A 24687-nucleotide genomic window follows, 5' to 3' on the forward strand; every position below is an offset into this window, starting at 1 on the left:
CTCCTTTATCTCCGGTTAGGTTCATTGCTCTCTCATTGCGCGGCCATCCCGGACGCCCTTCTGGTGACGACTCAAGCTGGACCTGATCGTTTCTGGGTCACGGTGCGGTGCCCGGTCCGCCGCACCGCTGACGCCACCAGGAACCAGCCTTCCGCCCGGGTTGCGTTGTGGCAAACCCGCTGCTGTCTTCGTCTCGGTTCGTGCCTCGCTGGCCTGTCGAGCCGCTTGCCACCCTTCGTCGCCCGGTGATTCGAAGGACGCGGCCATCTGAGACCGATCCGCGTTGGGGTCCGAAAGCCATGCCGACATCATCTCAGCGAAAATCGGCGTACCCGCCACAGGCCCCGACTCCGACGCAGGCTGCAATCTGGTCTGGAAGAACGAGGCGGTCTTCGTCGGGTTGGACCGGAAGCTGTGCCTGCCAGGGTCGCGTCCTGATGTGGTGGGGGGTTGAACATCGCTCGCAGCATGCTGACCACCGCGTTCCCGCTGCGGCAAGCCGACTCCAGGCGGCGCGGAGTGGCGCTGCGGTGTCTGAGCACCCGGCTGCCGCTGCGGCAGGCCGATCAGTTCGTTACCCCGCTGCGACACACCATTGGCTTCCGAGGCATGTCGCGGCAGATCACTGCTCGCGGACAGCGCGCCGGAATCCGGTTCACGCCCGGACCGCCGCTGCGGCAGATCAACAGCACCAGGCTCCCCCGACGACACACCACCCACCATCGGCCCCCACTGTGGCGCACCATTCGAACCCGGCTGACGCTGCGGCAAACCCGCCCCAGACCGCCGCTGCGGCAGATCAACAGCACCAGGCTCCCCCGACGACACACCACCCATCGCCGGCCCCCGCTGTGGCGCACCATTCGAACCCGGCTGACGCTGCGGCAGTCCGCCGGAACTCACCTCCCGCGGAGGCAGACTCGTACCTGCCTCCCCTGGACGATCGCCGGGCTCAGGCGGCGGACCACCAGGGCCGAGGTTGCGCTTGGGTAAGCTCGCGGCAGCCAGCTTGCCCAGCTGCGGACCGCTCGGCGCCTGCTTGCCCGGAGGGGGCCGCAGGCTCGGACCCGACTGTTGAACATCCGGTTGCGGGCCGGATGACATCGTCGAGCCCGGCTGACGCTGCGGCAGTCCGCCAGGGCCCGTAGCGGCGACCGGGCTTGGTGTGCCACTTCGCTCCGATGATCCGGCCGGAGCTGAGTCGCCCGCTGGAATGGGGCCGCTCACTCCAGGATCGACAGTGACCATGACATTTCCCCCAGGGGTCGGGGTTATCGCCCGCGTCTGCATGGACGACGGCGCCGCGGATCGCTGCGGTGCGGCCGCCTGTGGCGAAGGCTGTGGGGTGACGGGCTGTCCTGCGGTCGTCTTACTCGCGACGATCAGTCCGACAGGCACATGCACGGTCACCGTAACACCCGGATCGCGGGCGGTGTCGAAAGTAGGACGCAGCCGTACCGTGAGGCCGTGCCGCTCGGCAAGGCGCCCGACCACGAAAAGGCCCATGTGGCGAGCCGTGTCGGGGCCGGGCTCGGCACTTTCCTGAAGGCGATGATTAATATCGGCCATCTCGGCGGGTGGCATACCGATGCCACGATCGGCGACCTCGATGAGCAGACCCTGATCGTGCCCTTGGGCGAAAGTGAACTTGACGTCGGTTTCTGGAGGAGAGGCACGCAGCGCGTTGTCCAACAGTTCGGCGAATAGATGCGCGAGGTCGGAAGCAGCCGGTTCCCTGAGCGAACCGCGTGGAGTGGCGCCGAGCTTCACGCGCTCGTAGTCCTCGACCTCGGATATCGCGGCCCGAAGCACATCGGCGATCTCGACAGGCGCGGACTTGGAGCGGCGCTGCCTGGTACCCGCGAGAATGAGCAAGTTGTCACCGTTTCGGCGCATACGCGCCGCAAGATGATCCAACCGGAACAGGTTTTCCAGCAGCCGCGGATCCTTCTCGTCGTACTCCATCGCCTCGATCAAGCTGAGTTGATGGTCGACGAGCGACTTCGATCGCCGCGCCAAGGTTTCGAACATATCGTTGACCTGCGAACGCATTTTCGCCTGTTCGCTCGCCAAGCGCAGTGCCTGACCGTGGATATCGTCGACCGCGCGAGCCAGTTGACCGATCTCTTCGGCGCTGCGCACGGGCATCGGCTCCAGCGGAACCTCCTCCGGTGAAGCGCCGTTACGCAACTGAGCGACCTCCTGCGGCAGATCGCTCTCCGCCACCCGCAACGCGGCCAAGCGCAATCGGTGCAGTGGGACGATCATCGAGCGCGCGACGAATACTGCGAGCAGAAGTGCGGCGAGGATGGTCATGATGACCACCGCGGTGTAAGTCCACGCGCCACGCTTGGAAGTGGACGCCAGTGATTGCGTCGCGGAGTCGATGTCCTTGGTCGCTTTGGCGACGACGTCCTCGTAGACCGCGAGGCTCTGGGTCAACGACTGCTTCAGATCACCGATCGGGATCTGGCCTGCCCTGGCCTGCGGACTGCTCAGCAGCGCGGTCCTGGCATCCACGCCCGCGCGCAGGTCGGCGATCGCGGTGTCACCGTCAGGGAAGCGGTGCGCGAGCACGTTGAGCATCTCCCGCTCGGTATTCGCCGCGACCAAGAAGGACTGCACACCGGCCTGCGGGTTGCGCAGCAGCTCAGGGACCGTAGCGAGCTCACCGGTCAGTGTGGCACGAGTATTGAGCGAGTCGACCAGCCGCAACTTGGGTGTGTCTACCGCGCCGTTGCTGATCCGACCGACCGTGATTTCCACGATTCGCACGCTCTCGCTGCGGACACGGTGGACCACCGCGAGGATATCCGCGCTCGGGCCGGCGAAAACCTCTTTGCCCCTGGCGCGTATGGCTTTGGCCTCGGTGATCATGCCGTCGAGAGCCGCCCGCGCACCGGGCACGCCGGAAAGCCGATCGGCCGACTTCTCGGCATTGGTGATCGCCGTGTCCAGATCGGCCAAGTTCTGGTCGGTCACCACCGACACGTTGGGCCGCAGCGCGATTATCTGCGAGCCCGCGGTCGTCGCGGTCTGCGCGCTGAGCGCGGTGACCGCGGGGAGTGCGACAACGCTCTCCGCGACGGCGGCTAACCGGTTCGCTTCGGTGAACTCCGACGAGATCCTGGTCACGCCGAGCCCGACCGCGACTGCCAGCGGGACGGCGAGTACGGCCGTCACCTTCCAGCGCAAGTCCCAGTTGCCGAGTGCCCAGCGTTTATTACTGGACCTAGCGGCGTCGCGCATCTCCCACTCACTTTCCAAACTGGCCCCTACCACGCGCCATCACCGAACCTCCACAATCGCGTGCGTGGCTCGACAGGTGGAGCTGGCCGAGAACTGCGGCTGGCCGAGAAATCGCGTCTACGACGGCCCGAATAAGTGACATCAGATTCTAACGGATCAATAACTTCTTGGGTGACTCCGTGCAAAGTCGTAACCTTTGACCTGCCAGTTCTAGACAAAACCAGAGGTCGCGACACCCAACTGAGTGTCGCGTGAAGTCTGCCACAATCAAACAGATCTATCGAGACGGGCATCGAAGCAAGGCTAGGGAGTCACGGGGTTGAACGTGCGGCAGGGTTACCGACCGGCCTATCAGACCAGCTTGGTGGATCCCGCCGAGTTCTGGGCTCGCGCGGCCGAAACGATCGACTGGGATGTCCCGCCGGAGCGCATCGTCGACACCACCGCAAGCCCGGCGACATGCTGGTTTCCCGACGCCCGCCTCAATACATCCTTCAACGCACTCGACCGACACGTGTACCCGACCACCGCGGGGAAGACCAGTCGTGCTGATCAACCCGCGCTGATCTACGACTCCGCTGTCACCGGCGACAGTGCCATGTACACCTATGCCGAGCTGCTCGCGGAAGTATCCCGGTTCGCGGGAGCAATGAACCGGCTCGGTGTCTCGGCGGGCGACCGTGTGATCATCTACCTGCCGATGATCCCCGAGGCGGTAATCGCGATGTTGGCTTGTGCTCGTATCGGCGCGGTGCACTCGGTGGTGTTCGGCGGCTTCGCCGCACCGGAGCTGGCCGCCCGCATCGACGACGCGGAACCGGTCTTGATCATCACAGCGTCCGGTGGCCTGGAACCGGGCAGACGGATCGAATATCCACCGATCGTGCTGCAGGCATTGGATCTTGCCGAGACCACCGCACCGCGCACGGTGATCGTCAAGCAGCGAGCGCAGTTCGACACTATTCCGTTCCCCGCGCCGCAGCCCGCTACCGAATATCTGCCGAGTTCGGCAGAGACTGTGGCCGCACAATGGCTCGACTGGGACGACACTATCCGTGACGCACCATCGGCCGGTCCGGTGTCGGTCTCCGCGACTGATCCGCTGTACATCCTCTACACCTCAGGTACTACTGGAAAGCCCAAGGGCGTGATCAGGGACAACGGCGGGCACGCGGTGGCTCTCGCCTGGTCCATGCGCAACATCTACAACTTGGACGGCGGCCAGGTCATGTGGGCGGCCTCCGACGTCGGCTGGGTAGTCGGGCACTCTTATATCGTCTACGCCCCACTGCTGGTCGGTGCGACCACTCTGTTGTACGAGGGCAAGCCGGTCGGCACACCGGACGCGGGAGCGTACTGGCGGGTGGTCGCCCAACACCGAGTAAACGTGCTGTTCACCGCCCCGACCGCGCTGCGCGCCATCCGCAAAGCCGATCCTGACGCGCAGCTGGCTCACAGCTATGACCTGTCCAGTCTGCGCGCGCTGTTCTGCGCGGGCGAGCGGCTGGATCCGGCTACCTACACCTGGGCCGACAAGGTCCTGCTCGCCGATCGGTCCGACTGCCCGGTCGTCGATCACTGGTGGCAGACCGAGACCGGCTGGCCGATCTGCGCGAACCCACTGGGCCTGCAACAACTGCCGATCAAGCCGGGCTCGGCTTCGGTGCCGGTGCCTGGCTACCGACTCCGAGTGCTCGATTCCTCCGGTAATCCGGTAGCACCCGGCACCGAAGGCAACATCGTGATCGGGCTGCCGCTACCGCCGGGCACCCTGACCGGACTCTGGCGCGACGATGCCCGATACCAACGCTCTTATCTCTCCGCCTACCCAGGTCACTATCTCAGCGGCGACTCCGGCTACTTCGACGAAGAAGGCTACTTGTTCGTCCTCGGTCGCAGCGACGATGTGATCAACATGGCCGGGCACCGGCTCTCCGCCGGCAGTATCGAGGCCACCATAGCCGGGCACGATGCGGTCGCCGAATGCGCCGTCATCGGGCTGCCCGACGAGCTCAAGGGACATAAACCGCTGGCCTACGTCGTGCTGAAGTCCGGCGTCGACGTCGATCCGCAGCAGCTGCGTGATGAACTGACCCAGCGGGTGCGAACCCAGGTGGGCGCGATCGCCACCCTCTATGACGTCCTCATCGTCTCGGCACTGCCCAAGACCAGGTCCGGCAAGATCTTGCGCAAAACCATCCGGCAGCTCACCTCTGGTGAGTCGTTCGAGGCCCCCTCGACCATCGACGATCCAACGGTGCTCGCGACGCTGGAGGAGGAGATCCGCACGGCGCGTCCAGAGTGGCTGGAACCAGCGCGGGATGACATCGCGAACATCGACGAGGCAGCCGCTCCCGCCGACGTGGATCCGCTGGCACCAGCCTGATCGCGCGGCACCCGTGTGATATCCGCACCGCGATCGAGTCCGGCCACAACCACCGAACAGCATTGGGCGCAGTGCGGGAGCGGACACCGTGCCATCGGACGGCAGAATGAACGACGTGACCGAACGGAGTGCGACCCCAACCGTCCTCATTGTCGACGACGACGAAGACGTACTCGCGTCGGTCGAGCGCGGGCTCCGACTGTCCGGTTTCCGAGTACTGGTGGCCCGAGATGGCGCGCAGGCACTACGCAGCGTGAACGAACACACTCCTGATGCCATCGTGCTGGATATGAACATGCCTGTGTTGGACGGCGCCGGCGTGGTCACCGCATTGCGCGCGATGGGCAATGAGGTGCCGATATGCGTGCTCAGCGCCCGCGCATCGGTGAACGACCGTATCTCCGGACTCGAGTCCGGAGCCGACGATTATCTGGTCAAGCCATTTGTGCTGGCGGAGCTGGTGGCGCGGATCCGCGCGCTGCTGCGCAGACGATCCGACGTCCCGTCGGCGGTGACGCCATCCGCGATCACCGTCGGCCCGCTCGAGGTAGACATCGCCGGGTATCGCGCGCTGCTGCACGGCCGCGAAATCGAGTTCACCAAAAGAGAATTCGAACTATTGTCCACCCTGGCCAGGAATGTCGGTGTGGTGTTGAGCCGGGAACGTCTACTCGAGCTGGTATGGGGCTACGACTTCGCCGTCGATACCAATGTGGTGGACGTGTTCGTCGGCTATCTGCGGCGCAAGCTGGAGATAGGTGATACGCCTAGGGTGCTGTACACGATCCGTGGCGTCGGATTCGTGCTGCGAGCACCGAAATGACCGGGTCCACTGCCTCCGCCCGATCACGAGAGGTTGTTCAGCGGCGGTCGTTTTCGCTGCGTACCCGCGTGGCAGGCGCCGCGGCCGCTGGTGCGATCGTCATCGTGACATTGATCAGCTCGATCAGCATTCGCGCCATCGAGCGCAACAATTTGCAGCAGTCCGACCAGCAACTCGCTATCGCGTCGCGACTGGTACTGATCGAGCCCCAGATCGCGGTCCAGTTCATCAACGTGACCGGACTGGCCAATGATCTGGAGGTAACTGTTCGCGATAACGGCAGAGCCATCGCGAGTACCCGCATCGAACTTCCCCCACTGCCGTCCGGTACCCGTACCGTCACGGTATCCGACACTCCCTATCGGATTCTCACCACTGCGGAGTATCAGCCTGCGGGACGGGCCGTTTCGCTCGGTATCCCCGCCGCTGGCGCGACCGAGGCCACTGCTCGGCAGCAAAAATGGGTACTTGGTGGCGCCCTGCTGTCCATTGCCGCCTCCGCAGCACTCGGCTGGTTACTCGCAGGTGCCGCAGTACGTCCGATCGTGCGGCTCACCCAGCAGGTCGGCACGCGCAGCGCATTCCCCAACCCACATAATCCGCAGGCACCGGTGCGAGAGCCGGGCGTACGCGAAGCCGAGAAACTGGCCGAAGCGGTCAGCACCATGCTGCACCGCGTAGATCAGGCACAAGCTCAAACCGCTGCCGCCCTGGAAACGGCGCGTGACTTCGCTGCCGTGTCCGCGCACGAACTACGCACCCCGCTCACTGCGATGCGTACCGATCTCGAAGTATTGCGCACTCTCGATCTCGATGAGGCGCAGCGCACGGAGATCCTCGATGATCTGCATCGGAGTCAAGGCCGGGTGGAGACGACGCTCACCGCGCTCGAACGGCTGGCCACTGGCGATTTGACCAATGAGCGCGATCACGTCGCCACCGATGTCGGTGATCTGTGCGACCAAGCCGCGCACGATGCCATGCGGCATTTCCCTGACTTCACCGTGTGGATCGACTCCGACGCCGAATTGGTGACCCACGGCCTGCCCGCTGGGCTGCGACTGGCGGTAGACAATGCCCTGACCAATTCGGTCAGGCACGGCGGAGCCACCGAGGCGTTGGTCTCCGCGCATCGGGAGCCGAATGGTCACATCATCATCTCCATCGACGACAATGGCCGCGGCATCCCGCCCGAGGAGCGCGAAGCCGTCTTCAACCGCTTCTTCCGCGGCAGTCAGGCCGGCAAAGGGGGCTCGGGCCTCGGTCTGGCCCTGGTCGCTCAGCAGGCCCAACTACACGGCGGCCGAGCATATTTCGATGAAGGTACGCTTGGTGGCATCCGGCTGGTTCTCGAACTGCCCGACCACGCCACCTGACCCTTAGACAACTTTCAGAGAATTGCCAGAGACCAGGTCATAACCGGCGTCTAGGGTCTGCGTGCGTGATCGGAAAACGCGCCCCATGGGCGCTCTTCGCCGTTGCCCTGGTCTCCATAGCAGCTCTCGGTGTCGGAATCGCCGCATATACCAGCCCAGGCCCGGCGCCGAGCGGAATCGCACTGGTCAACGCAGACACCGGGCCGACAGGTGCGCGCGTTGTCCAGGCATTGCGAGAGGCCGGTGACTACGAGTGGACTGTCGTCACACCGGACGAGGTGAGCATCGATGACTACGCCGCGGTGATCACCCTGCCCGCCGACCTCACCGAGTCCATGGGCACCCTGGCCGGCACCCAGCCGAAGCGGGCCGAAGTCACTGTGCGGGCACACAAAGACGCCGACGCCGCCGTAGTGAACAATGCGGTGACCGAGGTAGCGCACCGCATCGGCGCCATCGGCGTCGACGCCGCGCTCACCGCCGCCGCGCAAGCCCGGTCGCAGATGTCGCGAGTGCAGTTCACTGCCCAACTGCTCAATGCTGGTGTCAACGCGGCGGCCACAGGGGCCGATCAGTTCAGTTCCGGTGCCGATCAACTGCTCGGCTTCCTCGCCTTCGCCAAAGAAGGCTCGGCGCAGCTGACTTCGGCTATCGCATTGCTCGAGTCCACCGTGGACGGCGCCGCCACACAGGCGAATCAGCTTGCTGACGCCCTGGACTCGACTGGCATCACAATCACCCAAGTGGAACAGACGGCGAGCACGGTGAGTAGCGGACTGGACCAGGTCCTGCCACTGCTGCGCGCACTGCCGTTCGCGAACGACCCGGCGCTGGCCGACGTCATCGGCAAACTCGAAGCGTTGCACGCTGTGGCCGGTCAGGCTGGTACCCAGCTGACCGACCTCGGCGAACTCGTCGGTGGCGCGACGAACCCGGACACCGATCTCGGCACCCTGCTTCGCACCGTCGTCGACCGCCTGACCGGAGCGAGCGCACAGCTGTCCGAGGGCGCGAAACTCGCCGAGGATCTACCGCGACTCGCTGAACAGGGCGGCGCACAGCTGATCAGTGCCATCGAGCAGCTCACGGGCGGGGTCGGCCAGCTGCAGCGCATTGTCGACAATCTGAACACGCAAACCGACAAAGCGGTCGCCGCTATCCCGCAACGCAGCAGCGTTCAGCAATCCGCGCTGGCGCTGGCGCTCACCGACCCTATCGATATCGTCAGGAAATAGCGCAGCACACGACGATGCCCGGTACACCGAGCCGAAGCGGCGACGACCGGGCACAGCGCACAGGGCGCTGCAAAATCACACAGCGCACAGGGCGCTGCGAAATCAATGGGCGTTCAGCAAGTCGATCATGAAGACCAGCGTCTTGCCCGACAGATGATGACCCGCGCCGACTGGGCCATAGGCCAGCTCCGGCGGGATGGTCAGCTGGCGACGTCCACCGACCTTCATACCGGGGATGCCATCCTGCCAGCCCTGGATCAGGCCGCGCAGTGGGAAGGTGATGGACTCGCCACGGCTCCAGGACGAGTCGAACTCCTCGCCGGTCGCGAATTCGACGCCAACGTAATGCACTTCGACCGTGCCGCCCGGCACGGCTTCTTTGCCCTCTCCCTCGATGATGTCCTTGATCACCAGCTCGGTGGGCGTAGGCCCTTCCTGGAACTCGATCTCCGGCTTGGTCATTCGGTTGTCCTCTTCGATTCGTCAGGTATTCGGATGGAGTTGGTCACCGGTTGGCGATCTCGCGATAATCGCGGGCGCCATAGCCGGTGTAGATCTGCCGCGGGCGACCGATCTTCAGCGGTTCACTGTGCATTTCACGCCAGTGCGCGATCCAGCCGGGGAGTCGGCCCATCGCGAACAGCACGGTGAACATGCGAGTCGGGAAGCCCATCGCCCGGTAGATGACACCGGTGTAGAAATCGACATTCGGGTATAGGCGCCGCTCGATGAAATAGTCGTCGGTGAGCGCGGCGTCTTCCAATGCCTGCGCGATATCGAACAGCTCGTCAGCAGCACCCAGCTTGCTCAAGATGGCGTCAGCGTGTTTCTTGGCGATCGACGCGCGCGGATCGTAGTTACGGTAGACGCGATGCCCGAAGCCCATCAGCTTCACGCCGTCTTCCTTGTCTTTGACCTTGCGGATGAACTCCTTGACATCGCCGCCATTGGCCTTGATGCTGTCGAGCATCTCCAGCACGGCCTGGTTCGCACCGCCGTGCAGCGGGCCCCACAGCGCATTGATACCGCCGGACACCGAAGTGAACAGGTTGGCGTCGGAGGAGCCGACCAACCGCACAGTCGAGGTGGAACAGTTCTGCTCGTGATCGGCGTGCAGGATCAACAGCATGTCCAGAGCGGCCGCGACCTCGGGATCGACCTCATAAGGCTCGGCCGGGAAGCCGAAGGTCATCCGCAGAAAGTTTTCCACCAGGCTCAGTGAGTTGTCCGGGTAAAGGAAGGGCTGACCGACCGACTTCTTGTACGAGTAGGCGGCGATGGTGGGCAGCTTGGCCAGTAGCCGGATGGTGGACAGCTCGACCTGCTCGGGGTCACGCGGATCGAGCGAGTCCTGATAGTAGGCCGATAGCGCGTTCACCGCCGACGAGAGCACCGGCATCGGGTGCGCGTTACGCGGGAAACCGTCGAAGAAGCGCTTGAGGTCCTCATGCAGCAGGGTGTGCCTGCGAATGCGGTCGGTGAAGTCCTCCAGCTCCATCTTGGTGGGCAGCTCACCGTAAATCAGCAGATAGCTGACCTCGATAAAGGTCGAAGCCGCGGCAAGCTGATCAATCGGGTAGCCGCGGTAGCGCAGGATGCCTGCCTCACCGTCGATGTAGGTGATGGCCGACTTGGTCGGGGCGGTATTCATGAAGCCCGGGTCGTAGGTCACGTACCCCGTACTGGCCAGGAGCTTTCCCAGCTCTATCCCGTCGTTGCCCTCGACGGCCTCGGTAACCGTCATAGGGAACTCCCCGCCGGGATAGGACAGAACCGGCTTGGCGTCGTAATCGACGTTGATAATGTTCTCAGCGGGCACTGAAGGATCCCTCTCAGGCTAGAACCATAGACACCGGCATGGTCAGCGCGGTGCGCCTTCCTCAACGCTAGCCGTTCGCCAACGCAGACAAATACGGAGGGTAGTCCTGCGACGGCTCACAAACGCGTCTTGCCTTCGGCGTGGTCTCACGCCGAAGGCAAACTCGGGCCCATCCGCCTCTCGACACAGGTCACGCTAGTACTCGAGCATGAGTGCGACCGACACGATAACGTCGGAAGGCCGGGAAAGCGACTGCCGCGATCAGCACACCCACCACAACGAACGCACCTCCCCCGGCGGCAGCTACAGCTGTACCCAAGGCCGCCGCCGCAAAACCATGGGAAACATCACCGATGCGCGGGCCACCCGCGACTACCACGATGAACACTCCCTGCAACCGCCCGCGCATGTCATCGGTGGCGACCGTTTGCAGCATGGTGACCCGCAGCGCGGCCGAGACCATGTCCACCGCGCCGCCGAAAGCCAAACACGTCAGCGCTATCCACAAACCGGCACCCAGGCCGAGACCGTGTCCGGTGAATCCGACAGCGAGGCCGAAACCTGCCATGGCCAGGCCCCACAGTGCGATGCAGACCAAGACGGCCAGACCTTGCCTGCGGATACGCGGTATCCAGCCGGAAAACACGCCGCCGAGCACCGCACCCGCCGACATCGAGGCGAACAGCAGCCCGAGCACGACACCGCCGGTGGCCGGGTCGCCGAAGGTCTCGTGCGCGATCTGCGGGAACAGCGCACGCGTCATGCCGAACACCATGGCGATCACGTCCACAGCGAACGATGCGAGCAACACTCGTTGGGTCGCGAGGTAACCGAACCCGTCCAGCACCGTACGAAAGCCTGCGCGGCGCACCGTTCCAGTCGGCGGCAGCGCGGGCAGCCGCCAGACCGCCCAGAGCGTGACCAGCAGTGCGATAGCGTCGATCAGGTAGAGCGTGGCGAGCCCGACCACGGGGATCAGCACACCCGCCAGTACCGGACCCGCGATCGCGCCGAACTGCATCACGGTCATACTCAGCGAATTTGCCGCAGCCAGCTGACCTTTTGGCAGCAGGCGCGGGATAGCGGCACTGCGCGTAGGCTGATTCACCGCGAAGAACGCTTGCTGCACCGCGAACAGACCGAGCACGATCCATACGTTGTCCATCCCGGCGAAAGCTTGCAGCCAGAAGGCGAGCGCGGTGAGCCCGGTACCCGCATTGGTGATCAACAACAACGTGCGCCGGTCCAGCACATCGGCAAGCGCCCCGCCCCACAGACCGAACACGATCAACGGCACCAAGCCGAACAGCCCAGCCAGGCCGACATAGCCGGAGCTGTCGGTGATCCGGAAAATCTGCTGTGGCACCGCGACAACGGACAGCTGCGCACCGATTGTGGTGACAATGCCCGAGACCCACAAACGTCGGAAATCAGGATGACGCAACGGCGTGGTGTCGGCGAGCAGCTTCACCAGCCGTAGCGTATCCGGTCGGCCCTTTTCGATTCGACGCGACAATTCTCACGCGAGCACCGGGAATACCCCGGCGAGCACTCGTCCTTACGGCTGCAAGCGCTCGACCTCGACAGTCCCTTCGGCAATGCGTACCAGGATCCGGTTGTGCAGCCGACCGCGACGCCCCTGCCAGAACTCGACCTCTTCGGGGCGCAGCAAGAAGCCGCCCCAATGTGGCGGTACCGGGATTTCATCGACATCGGTGAACCGCGCCGTCGCTTCGGCCAGCGCCCGATCCAGCTCCGCCCGCGAATCGATCGGCACAGACTGCCGCGACGCCCATGCGCTCAGCTGCGCGTCACGCGGCCGAGAACGCCAGTAAGCCGCCGTCGTCTCGACCTGCACCCGCTCGACCGCACCGCGCAGATGCACCTGCCTGCCCAGAGCGGGCCAGACGAAGGTAACCGCGGCATAGGGGATGGCGGCCAATTGCGCGCCTTTGGCCGAGTCGTAGTTGGTATAGAAGATCACCCCGGCCGGGGAGAGACCTTTACACAGCACGGTCCGGGTGACCGGTCGCGGCGTACTGCCTGCCGACGACACCGTAGCCAGCACCATCACATTGGGTTCGGCGACACCGAATGCCGTAGCCTGTTCGATCCAATGACGCAGCAGCGGTTCCCAGCCGCCGGCCAGCCAGCTCTCGTCCAGGTCGGCATCTTCGGTACCGCCGGGCGGCAAGCCGTAGTCGAGCCGCATAGCGGCGAGATCCATAGCAGGGAAGATCTCAGCCGCTTCCTGGCCATGAAGCGAATCATCCAGGTCACGCATGGGCCAGATGTTACTCCGCAGTAGTGGGGGGCTACAGTTTTGTAAGGTTTTGGTGATCGACATGTGCTCGTCGATTCCAGCATCTTCCCATCGATGAGAGCATGGGACCCCAGCCCAAGGAGAGTCGTAATGGCTACTACCAGCCCCGCGGTTTCGGGAGGACGGGTTACCGTACCCGACGATTTCATCAGTGGTTTGGAAGGTGTGGTGGCCTTCACCACAGATATCGCCGAACCTGACAAGAGCGGTGGCGCCCTACGCTACCGCGGCGTCGACATCGAGGATCTGGTCGAGAGTCGGGTCACTTTCGGCGACGCATGGGCGCTGCTGGTCGACGGATCGTTCGGCCGCGGCCTACCGCCCGCCGAGCCGTTCCCGCTCCCTGTGCATACCGGCGATGTGCGCGTCGACGTCCAGGCCGGTTTGGCCATGCTCGCGCCGATCTGGGGCTACCAGCCGCTGCTGGACGTCGATGACGAGACCGCGCGGGAGAACCTGGCCCGTGCTTCGGTGATGGCACTGTCCTACGTCGCGCAGTCCGCGCGCGGTATCTACCAGCCCGCTGTCCCCCAGCGGGAGATCGACGCGTGCGCCACGGTCACCGAGCGGTTCATGACCCGATGGAAAGGCGACCCGAACCCGCGGCACACCGAAGCCATCGACGCCTACTGGGTCTCCGCCGCCGAACATGGGATGAACGCCTCCACCTTCACCGCCAGGGTGATCGCCTCGACCGGCGCCGATGTGGCCGCCGCGCTGTCCGGAGCGATCGGCGCCATGTCAGGTCCATTGCACGGCGGGGCTCCCGCACGCGTGCTCCCGATGATCGAGGAGGTCGAGAAGTCCGGCGACGCGCGCGCTCTGGTCAAAGGCATCCTGGACCGCAAAGAAAAACTGATGGGCTTCGGCCACCGAGTCTATCGCGCCGAGGATCCTCGGGCCCGCGTGCTGCGCGCCACCGCGAAGCGCCTGGCCGCGCCGCGTTATGAGGTCGCTGCCGCACTGGAGCGGGCCGCACTCGCGGAGCTGCGTGAGCGGCGTCCGGACCGCGCTATCGAGACCAATGTGGAGTTCTGGGCCGCCGTGATCCTGGATTTCGCCGAGGTGCCCGCACACATGATGCCTGCCATGTTCACCTGCGGCCGCACCGCGGGCTGGTGCGCGCACATCCTCGAGCAGAAACAACTCGGCAAGCTGGTCCGCCCAGCGGCTATCTACACCGGGCCGAGCGCGCGCGAACTCACCGATGTTCCGGGCTGGGACTCGATCGCCCACCTCTAACCACCGCACACCCCTTCCGAGGGCACGGCCCGCTCGAGGCACGACATAGCCAGGCTATTCCTCGAGTGAGGCCGCCCAATCGATAGCGACCGTTTCACCGCGGTCGACCGCGAAAAAGGCCACCTCCAGATGCCGCCCCAGGTCGACCATTCCGATGGCGGTCAACGGCACCGGCTGGACCAGCCGGACGCGCCACGGCTCGGGCTCGTCCCAGGCGCACAGTTCGAGGTCGAGGCGCAGTACCGGATCACCGCGCCCGGAGTAGTCGACCGCGGTCGGAGCAGCAGCGAGCACAGTGGCGTCGGCGCGCCTGCCGTCGGCAAGGATCTTCGTAATACTCGCCCGGCTCGGCTCCTCGACCGTGGGCGCGAACAGTACTATCCGATCGCGATTGCGCGGATCCGCCCGGCAGCGTACGACGTCGCCTGGCCGCATCGATTCCAGATCCCGCTCCAGCACCTGCTGCCATACCCTGGTCTCGTAGGGGAACTCCGCGGCCAGCTGTACCTGGACCCAGAACACATAGCCTGATTCGGAGCGCCGCGGACGCACCCCGAGGATCGTCGCCGACCCGGCTTCCCCGCGGATCAGCAACTCACGCCGCATGGCATCCGAAACCATCGGACCGCGTAATCGGAATACTCGGGCGCGCTGCCGCAGTCGCCACCCCGAATTGACTGAGGGCATGGTCATGGACACCTACGTTAGCTGGAGCGTGGGCGGCGTCACAGCAATATCACCGACTACCCTATTCGCCATGACCACTGCGTTTCCGACCATTCCCGACGACCTCAAGCCTGCCGACGGACGGTTCGGCTGCGGCCCCTCCAAGGTGCGCCCTGAGCAGTTGCAGTCTCTGGTGAATGTCGGCGCCTCGGTGTTCGGAACCTCGCATCGACAGAAGCCGGTCAAGAACGTAGTGGCACGCGTACGTTCGGGCCTGCGCGACCTATTCGGGCTACCGGACGGCTATGAGGTGGTGCTCGGCAACGGTGGCACGACCGCATTCTGGGACGCCGCGGCCTTCGGCCTGGTCCGGGAGCGCTCACTGCACCTGACCAACGGCGAGTTCAGCTCGAAATTCGCCGCTGTCACCAAGGGCAACCCATTCATCGCCGACCCGATCGTGGTCTCAGCCGAGCCCGGAAGCGCACCGAATCCGGTAGCGGACCCGTCGGTGGATCTGATCGGCTGGGCACACAATGAGACCTCGACCGGTGTCTCGATTCCGGTACAGCGTCCAACGGGGTCGGAACACGCGCTGATCGCCATCGACGCCACCTCCGGCGCCGGCGGTCTCCCGGTGACCATCACCGATACCGATGTCTACTATTTCGCGCCGCAGAAGTGCTTCGCCGCCGATGGTGGCCTGTGGATCGCGTTGATGAGCCCGGCCGCGCTGGCCAGGGTCGAGGAAATCAAGACATCGGGTCGTTGGACGCCCGATTTCCTGTCGCTGCCGATCGCGATCGACAACAGCACCAAGGACCAGACATACAACACCCCGGCGCTGAGCACTCTCCTGTTGTTCGCCGATCAGATCGACTGGCTCAACGGCAACGGTGGTCTGGACTGGGCGGTCAAGCGGACACTGGACTCCTCGTCGCGGCTGTACTCTTGGGCCGAGTCGAGCGAGTATGCGACCCCCTATGTCGCAGACCCCGCGCATCGCTCGCAAGTGGTCGGCACCATCGACTTCGCAGACACGGTCGATGCAGCCGCAGTGGCGAAGGTGCTGCGCGCCAATGGCATCGTGGATACCGAGCCCTATCGCAAGCTGGGCCGCAACCAGCTGCGCATCGGCATGTTCCCGGCAATCGCCCCGGACGACATCGCTCAGCTGACCCGTGCTATCGACTGGGTCGTGCAGAATCTCGACTGAGAGTCGCGTCCGGTAAACCGCTGCGAATCACAGCCCCAAGACGCGATACCGCATGGTTCGGTATGTCACCTGAGTCGATCATCGCAGCATCGTGTCCAGGATGTGCAGAGCGTAGTAGTCGGCGCAGGACTCTCTTCGGAGATTTCCGCGCCGCACCTCTCGTCGTGTCCCTGAAATAACGGACAAGGCAGGTTCGCTTCTGTGACTCTTTCGGTAGCTGTGAACAGTTGATCGGCGCACTGGAAGCAAAACGTGGCGATACCTCTTACTCATCGGGTAAATGCATCCAATTGTCTATCGCGGCAGCATTTTCGGCTACTCGCGCACTTACGCCCGAGCACATCCGGCCGGTCTCACTGGTTTCGAATATCTACTGCACATGTTCGGCGACCGCAATCTTCGTCGGCTGAAATGCCTTATTACCATTGGCCTCTGAAAGTAGATCGACCTCTGAAACCAAGCTGTGGATTCCACCGAGTCCAGCCATCGCTACGCTGTACCCTGCGCGCATCTACGGGCGCAGAGGATCTCATACGGTTCCCACCCTCATGCAGACTCGCGCACTGAATGTTCGAAATCGATTACCCGATATGTCGTATCTGCCCGATACTCAGGAGAATACGATCGGCCTGGACAAGTAGTAGAGTGAACATCCCCGCAGGGATCTCGATCTCACAATCTCGTGTGTTCGCTACCCCAGATAGGGCCCCACCGCCACACGAGCCTCGAATGTGCACTACTCTTTCGGAAAGTAGCCGGTGTCGCGAGTCGACGCGATAAGGAGGTAGCGGTGCATGAACTTCGAGTGATCGGGGTGACGCCCGACTCCGCGCATATCGTATGCGTCGATACCGAATCCGGCCAGAAGTTCCGGCTTCCCGCCGACGACAAACTACGAGCTGCCGCGCGCGGAGACCTTGCTCGATTCGGCCAGATCGAGATCGAAATGGAGGCAACTATGCGTCCCCGCGATATCCAGGCTCGTATTCGTGCCGGAGCCTCCGTGGAACAAGTCACCGAAGAATCCGGTATGCCCGCAGGCCGTGTCGATCGGTTCGCCTATCCGGTGCTGTTGGAGCGGGCGCGTGCCGCGGAGCTCGCACAGAAAGCGCACCCCGTCCGTTCCGACGGCCCCGCAGCGGAAACTCTGATCGCTGTGGTCACCGCCGCTTTCACCGCACGCGGACACAACATCGAGGGTGCCGAGTGGGATGCGTGGAAAGATGAGAAAGGATACTGGGTCGCCCAATTGCAGTGGCGGAATGGGCGCTCCGAGATCGCCGCACACTGGCGCTATCAGCCGGACGCACACGGCGGGTCGGTCTCTCCACTGGATGATCCGGCCTCCGACCTGATCGATCCGGATTTCGGCCGCGCTTTGCGCGGACTGGCGACCATCGTGCCGGTCGAGCCCGAACCGCCCGCGGAGCAGGCGGTCACATCCCGCCCCACATCAGCAACCCCGCCAGCCCGCACCTCGGCCAAGCAAGGCCAGCCCACCCTGGACGAGTACTACGAACAGCGCGCCACTGCGACCGGTGGTAATGGCGCTGCGCTCATGCCGAACCCTGGTACGGCGAGCACTGCCGCTCCCGCCGCTGATAATGCCATGCCCACCACCAGCGCGACAACGACGCCCTCCGGATCCACCACGGATGACCACCCCCCTACGCCCACCCCGAACGAGCCCGCCAAGCAGACGACCAAGGCGGCTCCGGCCAAGCCGAACCGTGGCAGACGCGGTAAGGCCGCGATGCCGTCCTGGGAGGACGTGTTGCTCGGAGTGCGCAGCTCAGGACACTGAGTTCACTGGTCGTGCTGCCGTTCTACGGTACGAGCGGAGATAAACGACCAGACGCTTCGGTGGTTTCCGTGGCGTAAAGCCGCGCTGTGCCCAGTACGGAGTAGGTTTCGGTGTAGTCGACAACGCACATCGATGCCGAACAGGCCACTGCGGCACGGTCCCTCTCGGTGCGACCGTGCGTTGCTCTGAGTTGGCTTATTCGATTCGTACGGCTACGGGGAGGTACCGGAAATGCTATCCAAGGCTTCGTCACTCTGGTACATCGATGCCCCCGACCCAGTGGCAATCCTGCGTGCGAACCACGATCCGGCTCCCGAAGCCGCGCTGGCACTGGCACAACAATTGCACGACGACCTCGATATACTGCCTGGACCGGTTGACACACTGGCCAGCTACGCGGGGCCTGCCGCCGACGAACTTCGCATCGGCTGTTTTCCCGGCGTGACTGTGCTGTGCACGCCCCAGGCCGCGCGCATCCATCCGACCGAACTCCCCGAGCTACTGGTACGCCCCCTGGCCTCCGAACACACCTACCTGGTGTCGTTCGACAGGGCGCACGGCTGGGGGGCCTTCGCGCACTGGGAACGTGGCGAATTCCGCAGAGCGTTCAGCTCGACCCGGATAAATATCGTAGAGGATGAAGGACTACCGATGGTATGGGAACGGCCGTACTGGGCTGGAGAGCATCCGGTTCGATGGCGGGCGGGCGAATTACCCGATCCGCACACGTTGCCGTTCGATCCACCAGACTTCGCCGACGCCGCCAATAACGAATGGCTCGGCTTCTGTTATCACGCACCTGCTACAGATGGCGCACTCGCGCCAGGCGATATCCCCGTCTGTGGTTTCACACTCCACCCTCGGGGAGAAGCAAGCCAGACACAACAAAGAAAGCTGTCAACGACACGGCGCAGAGGCGGGCTATTCAGTCGACTGCGTGGGACCGGCCGACGCCGCTAGGCGCCTTGTCTATCTCGCCTGGAGTGGAACACCGCTAAGTGATGAGCAACGCGCCGAGTAACACGGTCCACCCGAGCAGCACGCCTGCCGCTACGCCGGCAAGGACCCACCGAACAACCAGGGTGCAGCGCCATCGCCACGCGGTCGGCGCGGCACCCCCCACCGCGATCAAGTTCACCGCCAATGCGAGCAGCGGATGCACCTCGGCCAGAGCGATGCCGAAAGAGTACACCGCGACCGCCGACAGCAATGCCACCATGGTCGCCACGGTAAGTCCAGCGCTCCACGGTGTCGGATCCCGATAAGCTGGTTCCGGTCGCTGATCGGTCACGCGATCCGCACCCGCTCGTAGAAAGCCATCGCCGCCGCCGTCGCGACATTGAGTGAATCGGTACCCGGCGTCATGGGGACACGCGCACGAACATCGGCAGCCCGCATAGCCTTCTCGGTCAATCCCGGCCCCTCGGCCCCGAGCAGTAACGCTACCCGTTCCCCCAGCATCGCCGTCGCCAGTATCGTCCCAGCCGGATTCGGAGTGAGCGCGATGACCCGGAAGCCTTTGCTCCGCAATATATCCAGGTCATCCGGCCAATTCAGTAACGAAGCGAAGGGAACCCGCAGCACGTGCCCCATCGAAACCCGCACGGAACGGCGATAGAGCGGATCAGCGCAATGGTCGCCGAACAGGATCGCATCCGCCCCGAGTCCGGCTGCGTTGCGGAACATAGCGCCGAGATTCTCATGGTCGTTGACGCCTTCGAGCACCGCGACAGTCCGCGCTTTCTCGGTCACTTCCTCGACACCGAGTGCCGCGGGGCGGTAAGCGACGGCGAGCACACCTCGATTGAGATGGAATCCCACCACCTCGGCCATCACCTCAGCCGTGACACGGTAATACGGAGCATCGACGGCAGCCAGATCTTCGGCGAGTTCGGTACGTCTGCGCTCCACCCCGAGCAGAGCGACCGGCGTGAATCTCGAATCGAGCATCCGCTGGACCACGATGACACCTTCAGCGATTACCAGTCCCTTGCGTCCGGGCAGATCAGGTCTGCGATCGGCTGAGGCGAGATCGCGGAAGTCGTCGACCCTAGGGTCGGCAGGGTCATCGATATCGATCACTTCGGCCATTACCCTATCCTGCCGCGCGACTGTGGCAGGGGCCGAGTCAGTGCGCACCCGGCAGGCGCACGGCCATGCGAAAACCGGTACAACCGCGGATGCGAATGTGGGATGGTCGAGGCATGCCCCCTCCGGGAATCACGATTCGCACCGCGGGTGAGGACGATGCGACCGCGATGAAAACGCTGGTGGAGACCTCCTTCGGCATCCGCTACGATCCAGCGAAGCTGAGCAGGACGCTGCTGTTGTTTCCGCCGGAACACTCCATCGTGGCGACCGAGGGCGGACGGATCGTCGGGTGTACGCAGTCGACCACTCTGTCGGTGACCGTACCTGAAGAGCTGACCGTGCCGGTATGCGGTATCTCAGGCGTCAGCGTGGCACCAACGCACCGGCGACGCGGGATTCTGCGCGCCATGTACACCGAACAGCATCGGCGCATCGAGGCGGCAGGTCTGCCGCTGACCATGTTCACCGCGAGTGAAGGCGGCATCTACGGCCGGTTCGGCTACGGCCCGGCGACGTGGGAAAACGCGGTCAGCATCGATCGCCGGTTCGCCGAATTCCGGCCCTCGGCACCGGATCCAGGTGGGGTCACGCTGTGCGCGCCGAGTGATATACGCGCCGCGGCGGAAGCGATTTACGATCGTTGGCGCAGACTGGTTCCCGGCGCGCAAGCGCGTCCCGCGGCGAGCTGGGACATCCTATTCGACGACCCACAGCGCTTTCGTGGCCGCGGCAGCGACTTGTTCGCTATGCGACACGCGGACGGATACGCACTGTACCGATTCCACTCCGACGGTCTGACGAAGACGATCGATATCGTCGAATTACGCACGGTCACCACAGCGGCACATGCGGCACTGTGGCGGGCCTTGCTCGGGCTGGATCTGGTCCAGCGGATACAGGCCGTGCTCACCGACCATGACCCACTGCGCTATCTGCTGTCCGACCCGAGGCTGGTTCGCACGACGGCTCGTTACGACGCACTGTGGCTGCGTCTCATGGATATTCCCGCCGCACTGATGGCACGCACGTATGCGGCCGACCTTGATGTGGTGCTCGATATCACCGACCCCTTCCTGAATGCGGGCGGAAGGTTCGCGCTACGAGTGCGGGACGAACAGGTGGTCTGCGAACCGACCGACCGCGCGGCCGACCTAGAGTGCGATATCGATGTCTTGGGCAGCATGTATCTCGGCGCGCATTCCGCACGCGTATTCGCCGCGGCCAATCGGTTACGAGCCAAGGCTTCCACGCAACTGCGCGCATTCGACGACGCCTTCCGGACGGAGCGGGACGCGGCACTCGGCTGGTTCTTTTGACCACCCATACCTCGGTACTCGTTACCAGCGACGTGGAAGTGCCCTAGATGCAGTCCGGGGCTGGCATGCTGGTGCCATGAAGCTGATTCAGCTGGTTCTCAATATCGTATGGCTCCTCTTCGCCGGATTCTGGATGGCGCTCGGCTATATCGTGGCGGGAATCATCTGCTTCCTATTGATCGTCACGATCCCCTTCGGGATCGCTTCCTTCCGGATCGCGATCTACGTATTGTGGCCGTTCGGCCGAACAACGGTAGAGAAACCAGGTGCGGGCGCGGGGTCGATGATCGGCAACATCATCTGGTTCATCGTGGCCGGATGGTGGTTGGCGCTCGGCCATCTGCTCACCAGCATTCCGCTGTTCCTCTCGATCATAGGTATCCCGTTCGGCTGGGCGAATCTGAAACTCATACCTATTTCACTGTTCCCGCTAGGACGCGAGATCGTGGACAGCGATCAGCCGTTCGGCGGGCGATAGACGTCACCACACTGCCCGGTTCGGCTGAGCCGAACCCGAACTCATGACACCGACCGAGATCCCGATCGGATACGAGATCCTCGGGTTCATGAGCCGTACACACCCATACAGCATGAAAGTGACATAAATCACAATCAGACAGTCGAGACGACTCCCACATAAATGTTAGCTATTCGATAACTATCAAGCTGGATGACTGTCGGACCTCGGCCCAGCCCGCCCTGATCCGACTGCATCAGGAGGTTTCCATCTCGATCGACCGCGCGGCTTGGCCCGCTGGGTCCAGCTACCACTCCACTCGCACCGATAGGCTCGAGCCTGTGACACAGCACGTCCCGCAACTTCCACCGCGCCTGACCGACCCGCGCCCGGTGCTCGCGATCGGCAATGCGCTGTGGGCGATCGCCACCGTGGTGGTATGGGTAAGCGATGAACGCTGGGCACCGGCTCGCCCGGTCTGCCTGATGGGGCTGGTGGTCGGCGTACTCGCACTTGTGATCTATCTGATCCAGCGCCGAGGCGCTCGCCGCGGCGACAAGGGCGCGCAGGTCGGCTTGTAGCCGGGTCCGACCGCGCTCAGCCCACCTCGAATTCGTCGCTGGTCCCCGTGAACGCGGCCAGCGAGCCGTCGAAACCGAGGCGGGTCGCGTAATGCTGGAAGCGATAGCGCCCTGGCTCGACGTCGGGGGGAATATCCCAGGTGAACCGCGCCACCGACTCGGCCACACCACGCCTGCTCCAGTAGTACTTCACGGCCCACTCACCTTCGTTGGCCACCCGCACCCACATACCAGCGGCATTCCTGCGCTGCACCGCCAAGAACGTACTGTTGCGGCGAGTGTCGTGTTTCGGATGCGCCGAGACGAATTCGGCCGCTGCTTGTCCGCCGCGGTAGTAAAAAGGGACTGGCTGTATCAGTACGTCACCGAAGCTACGACCCGGGGCAGCCGTATCCGGGCCCGCGCCAGGCTGAAGATCCGGCTGCAACTGGGACACATCACGCGGGGCCGGGCCCCGCGGTACCTGCTGCTTGACAGCGAACGCGGTGGCCAAGCGAGTGAATTCTTGTTGATAAGCGCACAGTGTGTAGCGGCCGAACAATGTCGAAGCGCCTTCGTACTGCTGGGAGTCGTACTCCTCTGGTGTAGTCACATATTCGTGATAGGCGTTCGAGTAACCCTGTGTGAGCACTTGCTCCAAGGAAACGTTCAACGCCGCGGCGACGGCCCGGCGGATACGCAATCCCGCGGTAATGGTGAACTCACCCCCTGCGGCAGCTAAGTAGAGTTCACCGATCTGCACCAGCTGAATCGGTAACACATTCGGTACCCAAGGCACTGGAGGCAGCAAACCGAGCGGCGCCGCGATCACTTTGGGTGCCTGGGCGTCGGTCAGCCATGCGGGAGGAGGCTGGACGGGGTCGCCGGGCGGCTCGAACAAGGGATTGCGTACGCCCTCAGGCACGCCAGGTATCCCAGGACCGTCCTCGGTGCTGCCCGCGAAGAGGGAAACACCCGCGGCAGCGGGAGCGGTATGCCTAGGTTGGCCGTCCGGAGTGAAACGACCGGCTACGGCAATATCGGCCAGGTCGATATAGCAGAGCATCGCATCGACCGGACCCGGCATCGACCGCGCTTGCGCTACTGCTTCTTTCGATGCCCGGTATTGGCGCTCACCGATGATGCGAGTGTTTTCGAACTCGTTGTCGGTAGGACCGGACCCCGGCCGCAAATTCAAGTTCGGGGACATATCTCCCGCATTGGTCTGCGGAAAGGCGGCGACGAAAGCAGGCTCACCGTCCAGATAGCGGACACCGTGCTCGATGTACTCATAGGCGAACGAGGCGTACCCCTTATTGTCCCCGCTGATCAGATGGTTGGTGTTGGTCATCGAAGTGCCGTGAGTGGCGAACCACGTGATAACCCCCACCGTTCTGCCGTTCTTGCGCAAGGTGAGCGCGGTAACCGCCGGATCGATGGCATCGGGGAAGTGCTGTTTGTCGGCAGGCGGGTTGAGCTCCCAAGCGACCCGGGAACGATTCACACTCGCGTCGCGCAGCTCGCTGCGACCGAGCGCGAGCGAGCCGGGACCGAGATCGTCGTGCGCGGCCCCGATCGCCTCGATGATCCCATTCACCTCGGCGTCGTACACCTGCTGTTGAAAGCCCAGGATGGACAGGTTGTAGGCGTAGTCGTTGCTGGAGCCGCCGCAAGTCGCATGCGAATGGGTCGAAGTGAGCAATACGTTCTGTTCCGTATACAGATCGCCGAAGCGACGGGCCAGTTCGAGCAGCACACCGCGGTGCACGGAGGGGAAGAGCGCGCCGTTGTCGACGACTACGAAAACGACGCGGCGCCCCGCACTACCGATGATGAACGCTCGGGCGCGCGGCCGCAGGTGAATACCAGCGGTCTGCTGCTCGACCTGGGAATACCCCATCATTCCGCATTCGGCGGCCGGTCCGGTGATATCGGAGAGCCCGACGCCGATCTCATATCCGCCGGAATCTGGCGTAGCGCCTGCCACGGCACCGAGCGCATCACTCATCCCAGGCGACGTCACGGCTATGAGCGTGGCGGAACCGATCGCGGTCTGGGCCAGAACAGTTCTGCGCGACAGTGACATGCTCATCTCTCTTTCGTAGGATGCAGCGAACCACACAA

At 63.9% G+C, this 24687-nt stretch carries 20 protein-coding genes; 11 read left to right on the plus strand and 9 right to left on the minus strand.

The genetic code is table 11. From position 1 onward, the window contains the following. Positions 1 to 21 precede the first annotated feature (21 nt). Positions 22 to 3249: a sensor histidine kinase gene (locus ACX4ZE_RS09275; RefSeq protein WP_480272925.1), complete on the minus strand. Its 3228-nt coding sequence runs from the start codon at positions 3247 to 3249 to the stop codon at positions 22 to 24. 319 nt (positions 3250 to 3568) lie between these two features. On the opposite strand from ACX4ZE_RS09275, the gene ACX4ZE_RS09280 reads away from it, so the two are divergent. The 4 genes from ACX4ZE_RS09280 (at position 3569) to ACX4ZE_RS09295 (ending at position 9069) form a co-directional block, all read left to right on the plus strand. Next, positions 3569 to 5635, plus strand: coding sequence for an AMP-binding protein (locus ACX4ZE_RS09280; RefSeq protein WP_480272926.1), 2067 nt, complete (start codon positions 3569 to 3571; stop codon positions 5633 to 5635). A gap of 106 nt (positions 5636 to 5741) precedes the next feature. Next, positions 5742 to 6458, plus strand: a complete 717-nt coding sequence (locus tag ACX4ZE_RS09285) for a response regulator transcription factor (protein ID WP_480272927.1) — start codon at positions 5742 to 5744, stop codon at positions 6456 to 6458. Continuing rightward, the gene (locus tag ACX4ZE_RS09290; protein WP_480272928.1) at positions 6455 to 7834 is read left to right on the plus strand and encodes a sensor histidine kinase; all 1380 of its coding nucleotides are present in this window, start codon (positions 6455 to 6457) and stop codon (positions 7832 to 7834) included. Before ACX4ZE_RS09285 ends, ACX4ZE_RS09290 begins: the two co-directional genes overlap by 4 nt. A 65-nt stretch (positions 7835 to 7899) precedes the next feature. Then, entirely contained in the window at positions 7900 to 9069 is a 1170-nt protein-coding gene (locus ACX4ZE_RS09295; RefSeq protein ID WP_480272929.1) for a YhgE/Pip domain-containing protein, read from the plus strand. 102 nt (positions 9070 to 9171) lie between these two features. Here the strand turns inward: ACX4ZE_RS09295 and ACX4ZE_RS09300 are convergent, their stop codons facing one another. From ACX4ZE_RS09300 to pdxH, 4 genes are all read right to left on the minus strand, one after another. Beyond that, positions 9172 to 9531, minus strand: coding sequence for an FKBP-type peptidyl-prolyl cis-trans isomerase (locus tag ACX4ZE_RS09300; RefSeq protein ID WP_480272930.1), 360 nt, complete (start codon positions 9529 to 9531; stop codon positions 9172 to 9174). A 43-nt stretch (positions 9532 to 9574) separates the two neighbouring features. Further along, complete coding sequence (locus tag ACX4ZE_RS09305; protein WP_480272931.1) at positions 9575 to 10888, minus strand: citrate synthase; 1314 nt, start codon at positions 10886 to 10888, stop codon at positions 9575 to 9577. A gap of 190 nt (positions 10889 to 11078) precedes the next feature. Beyond that, positions 11079 to 12359, minus strand: coding sequence for an MFS transporter (locus tag ACX4ZE_RS09310; RefSeq protein ID WP_480272932.1), 1281 nt, complete (start codon positions 12357 to 12359; stop codon positions 11079 to 11081). A gap of 87 nt (positions 12360 to 12446) precedes the next feature. Continuing rightward, a complete protein-coding gene (gene pdxH, locus ACX4ZE_RS09315; RefSeq protein WP_480272933.1) occupies positions 12447 to 13172 on the minus strand; it encodes a pyridoxamine 5'-phosphate oxidase in 726 nt (241 codons plus the stop codon). Positions 13173 to 13301: 129 nt separating this feature from the next. On the opposite strand from pdxH, the gene ACX4ZE_RS09320 reads away from it, so the two are divergent. Then, the gene (locus ACX4ZE_RS09320; protein ID WP_480272934.1) at positions 13302 to 14453 is read left to right on the plus strand and encodes a citrate synthase 2; all 1152 of its coding nucleotides are present in this window, start codon (positions 13302 to 13304) and stop codon (positions 14451 to 14453) included. 54 nt (positions 14454 to 14507) lie between these two features. On the opposite strand, the gene ACX4ZE_RS09325 is transcribed toward ACX4ZE_RS09320, so the two are convergent. After that, positions 14508 to 15146 (minus strand): hypothetical protein, encoded by a 639-nt coding sequence (locus tag ACX4ZE_RS09325; RefSeq protein WP_480272935.1) that lies wholly within the window; start codon positions 15144 to 15146, stop codon positions 14508 to 14510. A 64-nt stretch (positions 15147 to 15210) separates the two neighbouring features. Between ACX4ZE_RS09325 and serC the strand changes: the two genes are divergently transcribed. The 3 genes from serC (at position 15211) to ACX4ZE_RS09340 (ending at position 19099) form a co-directional block, all read left to right on the plus strand. After that, positions 15211 to 16335, plus strand: coding sequence for a phosphoserine transaminase (serC, locus tag ACX4ZE_RS09330; protein WP_480272936.1), 1125 nt, complete (start codon positions 15211 to 15213; stop codon positions 16333 to 16335). A gap of 790 nt (positions 16336 to 17125) precedes the next feature. Then, complete coding sequence (sepH, locus tag ACX4ZE_RS09335) at positions 17126 to 18139, plus strand: septation protein SepH (RefSeq protein ID WP_480272937.1); 1014 nt, start codon at positions 17126 to 17128, stop codon at positions 18137 to 18139. Between the two features lie 231 nt (positions 18140 to 18370). After that, complete coding sequence (locus ACX4ZE_RS09340) at positions 18371 to 19099, plus strand: DUF6928 family protein (protein WP_480272938.1); 729 nt, start codon at positions 18371 to 18373, stop codon at positions 19097 to 19099. Positions 19100 to 19133: 34 nt separating this feature from the next. Here the strand turns inward: ACX4ZE_RS09340 and ACX4ZE_RS09345 are convergent, their stop codons facing one another. Together ACX4ZE_RS09345 and ACX4ZE_RS09350 are read right to left on the minus strand one after the other, a co-directional pair. Further along, entirely contained in the window at positions 19134 to 19430 is a 297-nt protein-coding gene (locus tag ACX4ZE_RS09345; RefSeq protein ID WP_480272939.1) for a DUF2537 domain-containing protein, read from the minus strand. After that, positions 19427 to 20230, minus strand: a complete 804-nt coding sequence (locus ACX4ZE_RS09350; protein WP_480272940.1) for a TrmH family RNA methyltransferase — start codon at positions 20228 to 20230, stop codon at positions 19427 to 19429. Before ACX4ZE_RS09350 ends, ACX4ZE_RS09345 begins: the two co-directional genes overlap by 4 nt. A gap of 113 nt (positions 20231 to 20343) precedes the next feature. On the opposite strand from ACX4ZE_RS09350, the gene ACX4ZE_RS09355 reads away from it, so the two are divergent. The 3 genes from ACX4ZE_RS09355 to ACX4ZE_RS09365 all read left to right on the plus strand — a co-directional run bounded on the left by ACX4ZE_RS09355 (position 20344) and on the right by ACX4ZE_RS09365 (position 22584). Further along, positions 20344 to 21546: a GNAT family N-acetyltransferase gene (locus ACX4ZE_RS09355; RefSeq protein ID WP_480272941.1), complete on the plus strand. Its 1203-nt coding sequence runs from the start codon at positions 20344 to 20346 to the stop codon at positions 21544 to 21546. A 76-nt stretch (positions 21547 to 21622) separates the two neighbouring features. Continuing rightward, on the plus strand, positions 21623 to 22024 hold the full coding sequence (locus tag ACX4ZE_RS09360; RefSeq protein WP_480272942.1) for a YccF domain-containing protein: 402 nt from the start codon (positions 21623 to 21625) through the stop codon (positions 22022 to 22024). A 320-nt stretch (positions 22025 to 22344) separates the two neighbouring features. Beyond that, positions 22345 to 22584: a DUF2530 domain-containing protein gene (locus ACX4ZE_RS09365; RefSeq protein WP_480272943.1), complete on the plus strand. Its 240-nt coding sequence runs from the start codon at positions 22345 to 22347 to the stop codon at positions 22582 to 22584. 16 nt (positions 22585 to 22600) lie between these two features. On the opposite strand, the gene ACX4ZE_RS09370 is transcribed toward ACX4ZE_RS09365, so the two are convergent. Continuing rightward, positions 22601 to 24649: a neutral/alkaline ceramidase gene (locus ACX4ZE_RS09370; RefSeq protein WP_480273027.1), complete on the minus strand. Its 2049-nt coding sequence runs from the start codon at positions 24647 to 24649 to the stop codon at positions 22601 to 22603. Positions 24650 to 24687 lie beyond the last annotated feature (38 nt).

It is taken from the genome of Nocardia sp. TBRC8007 (assembly GCF_056629435.1).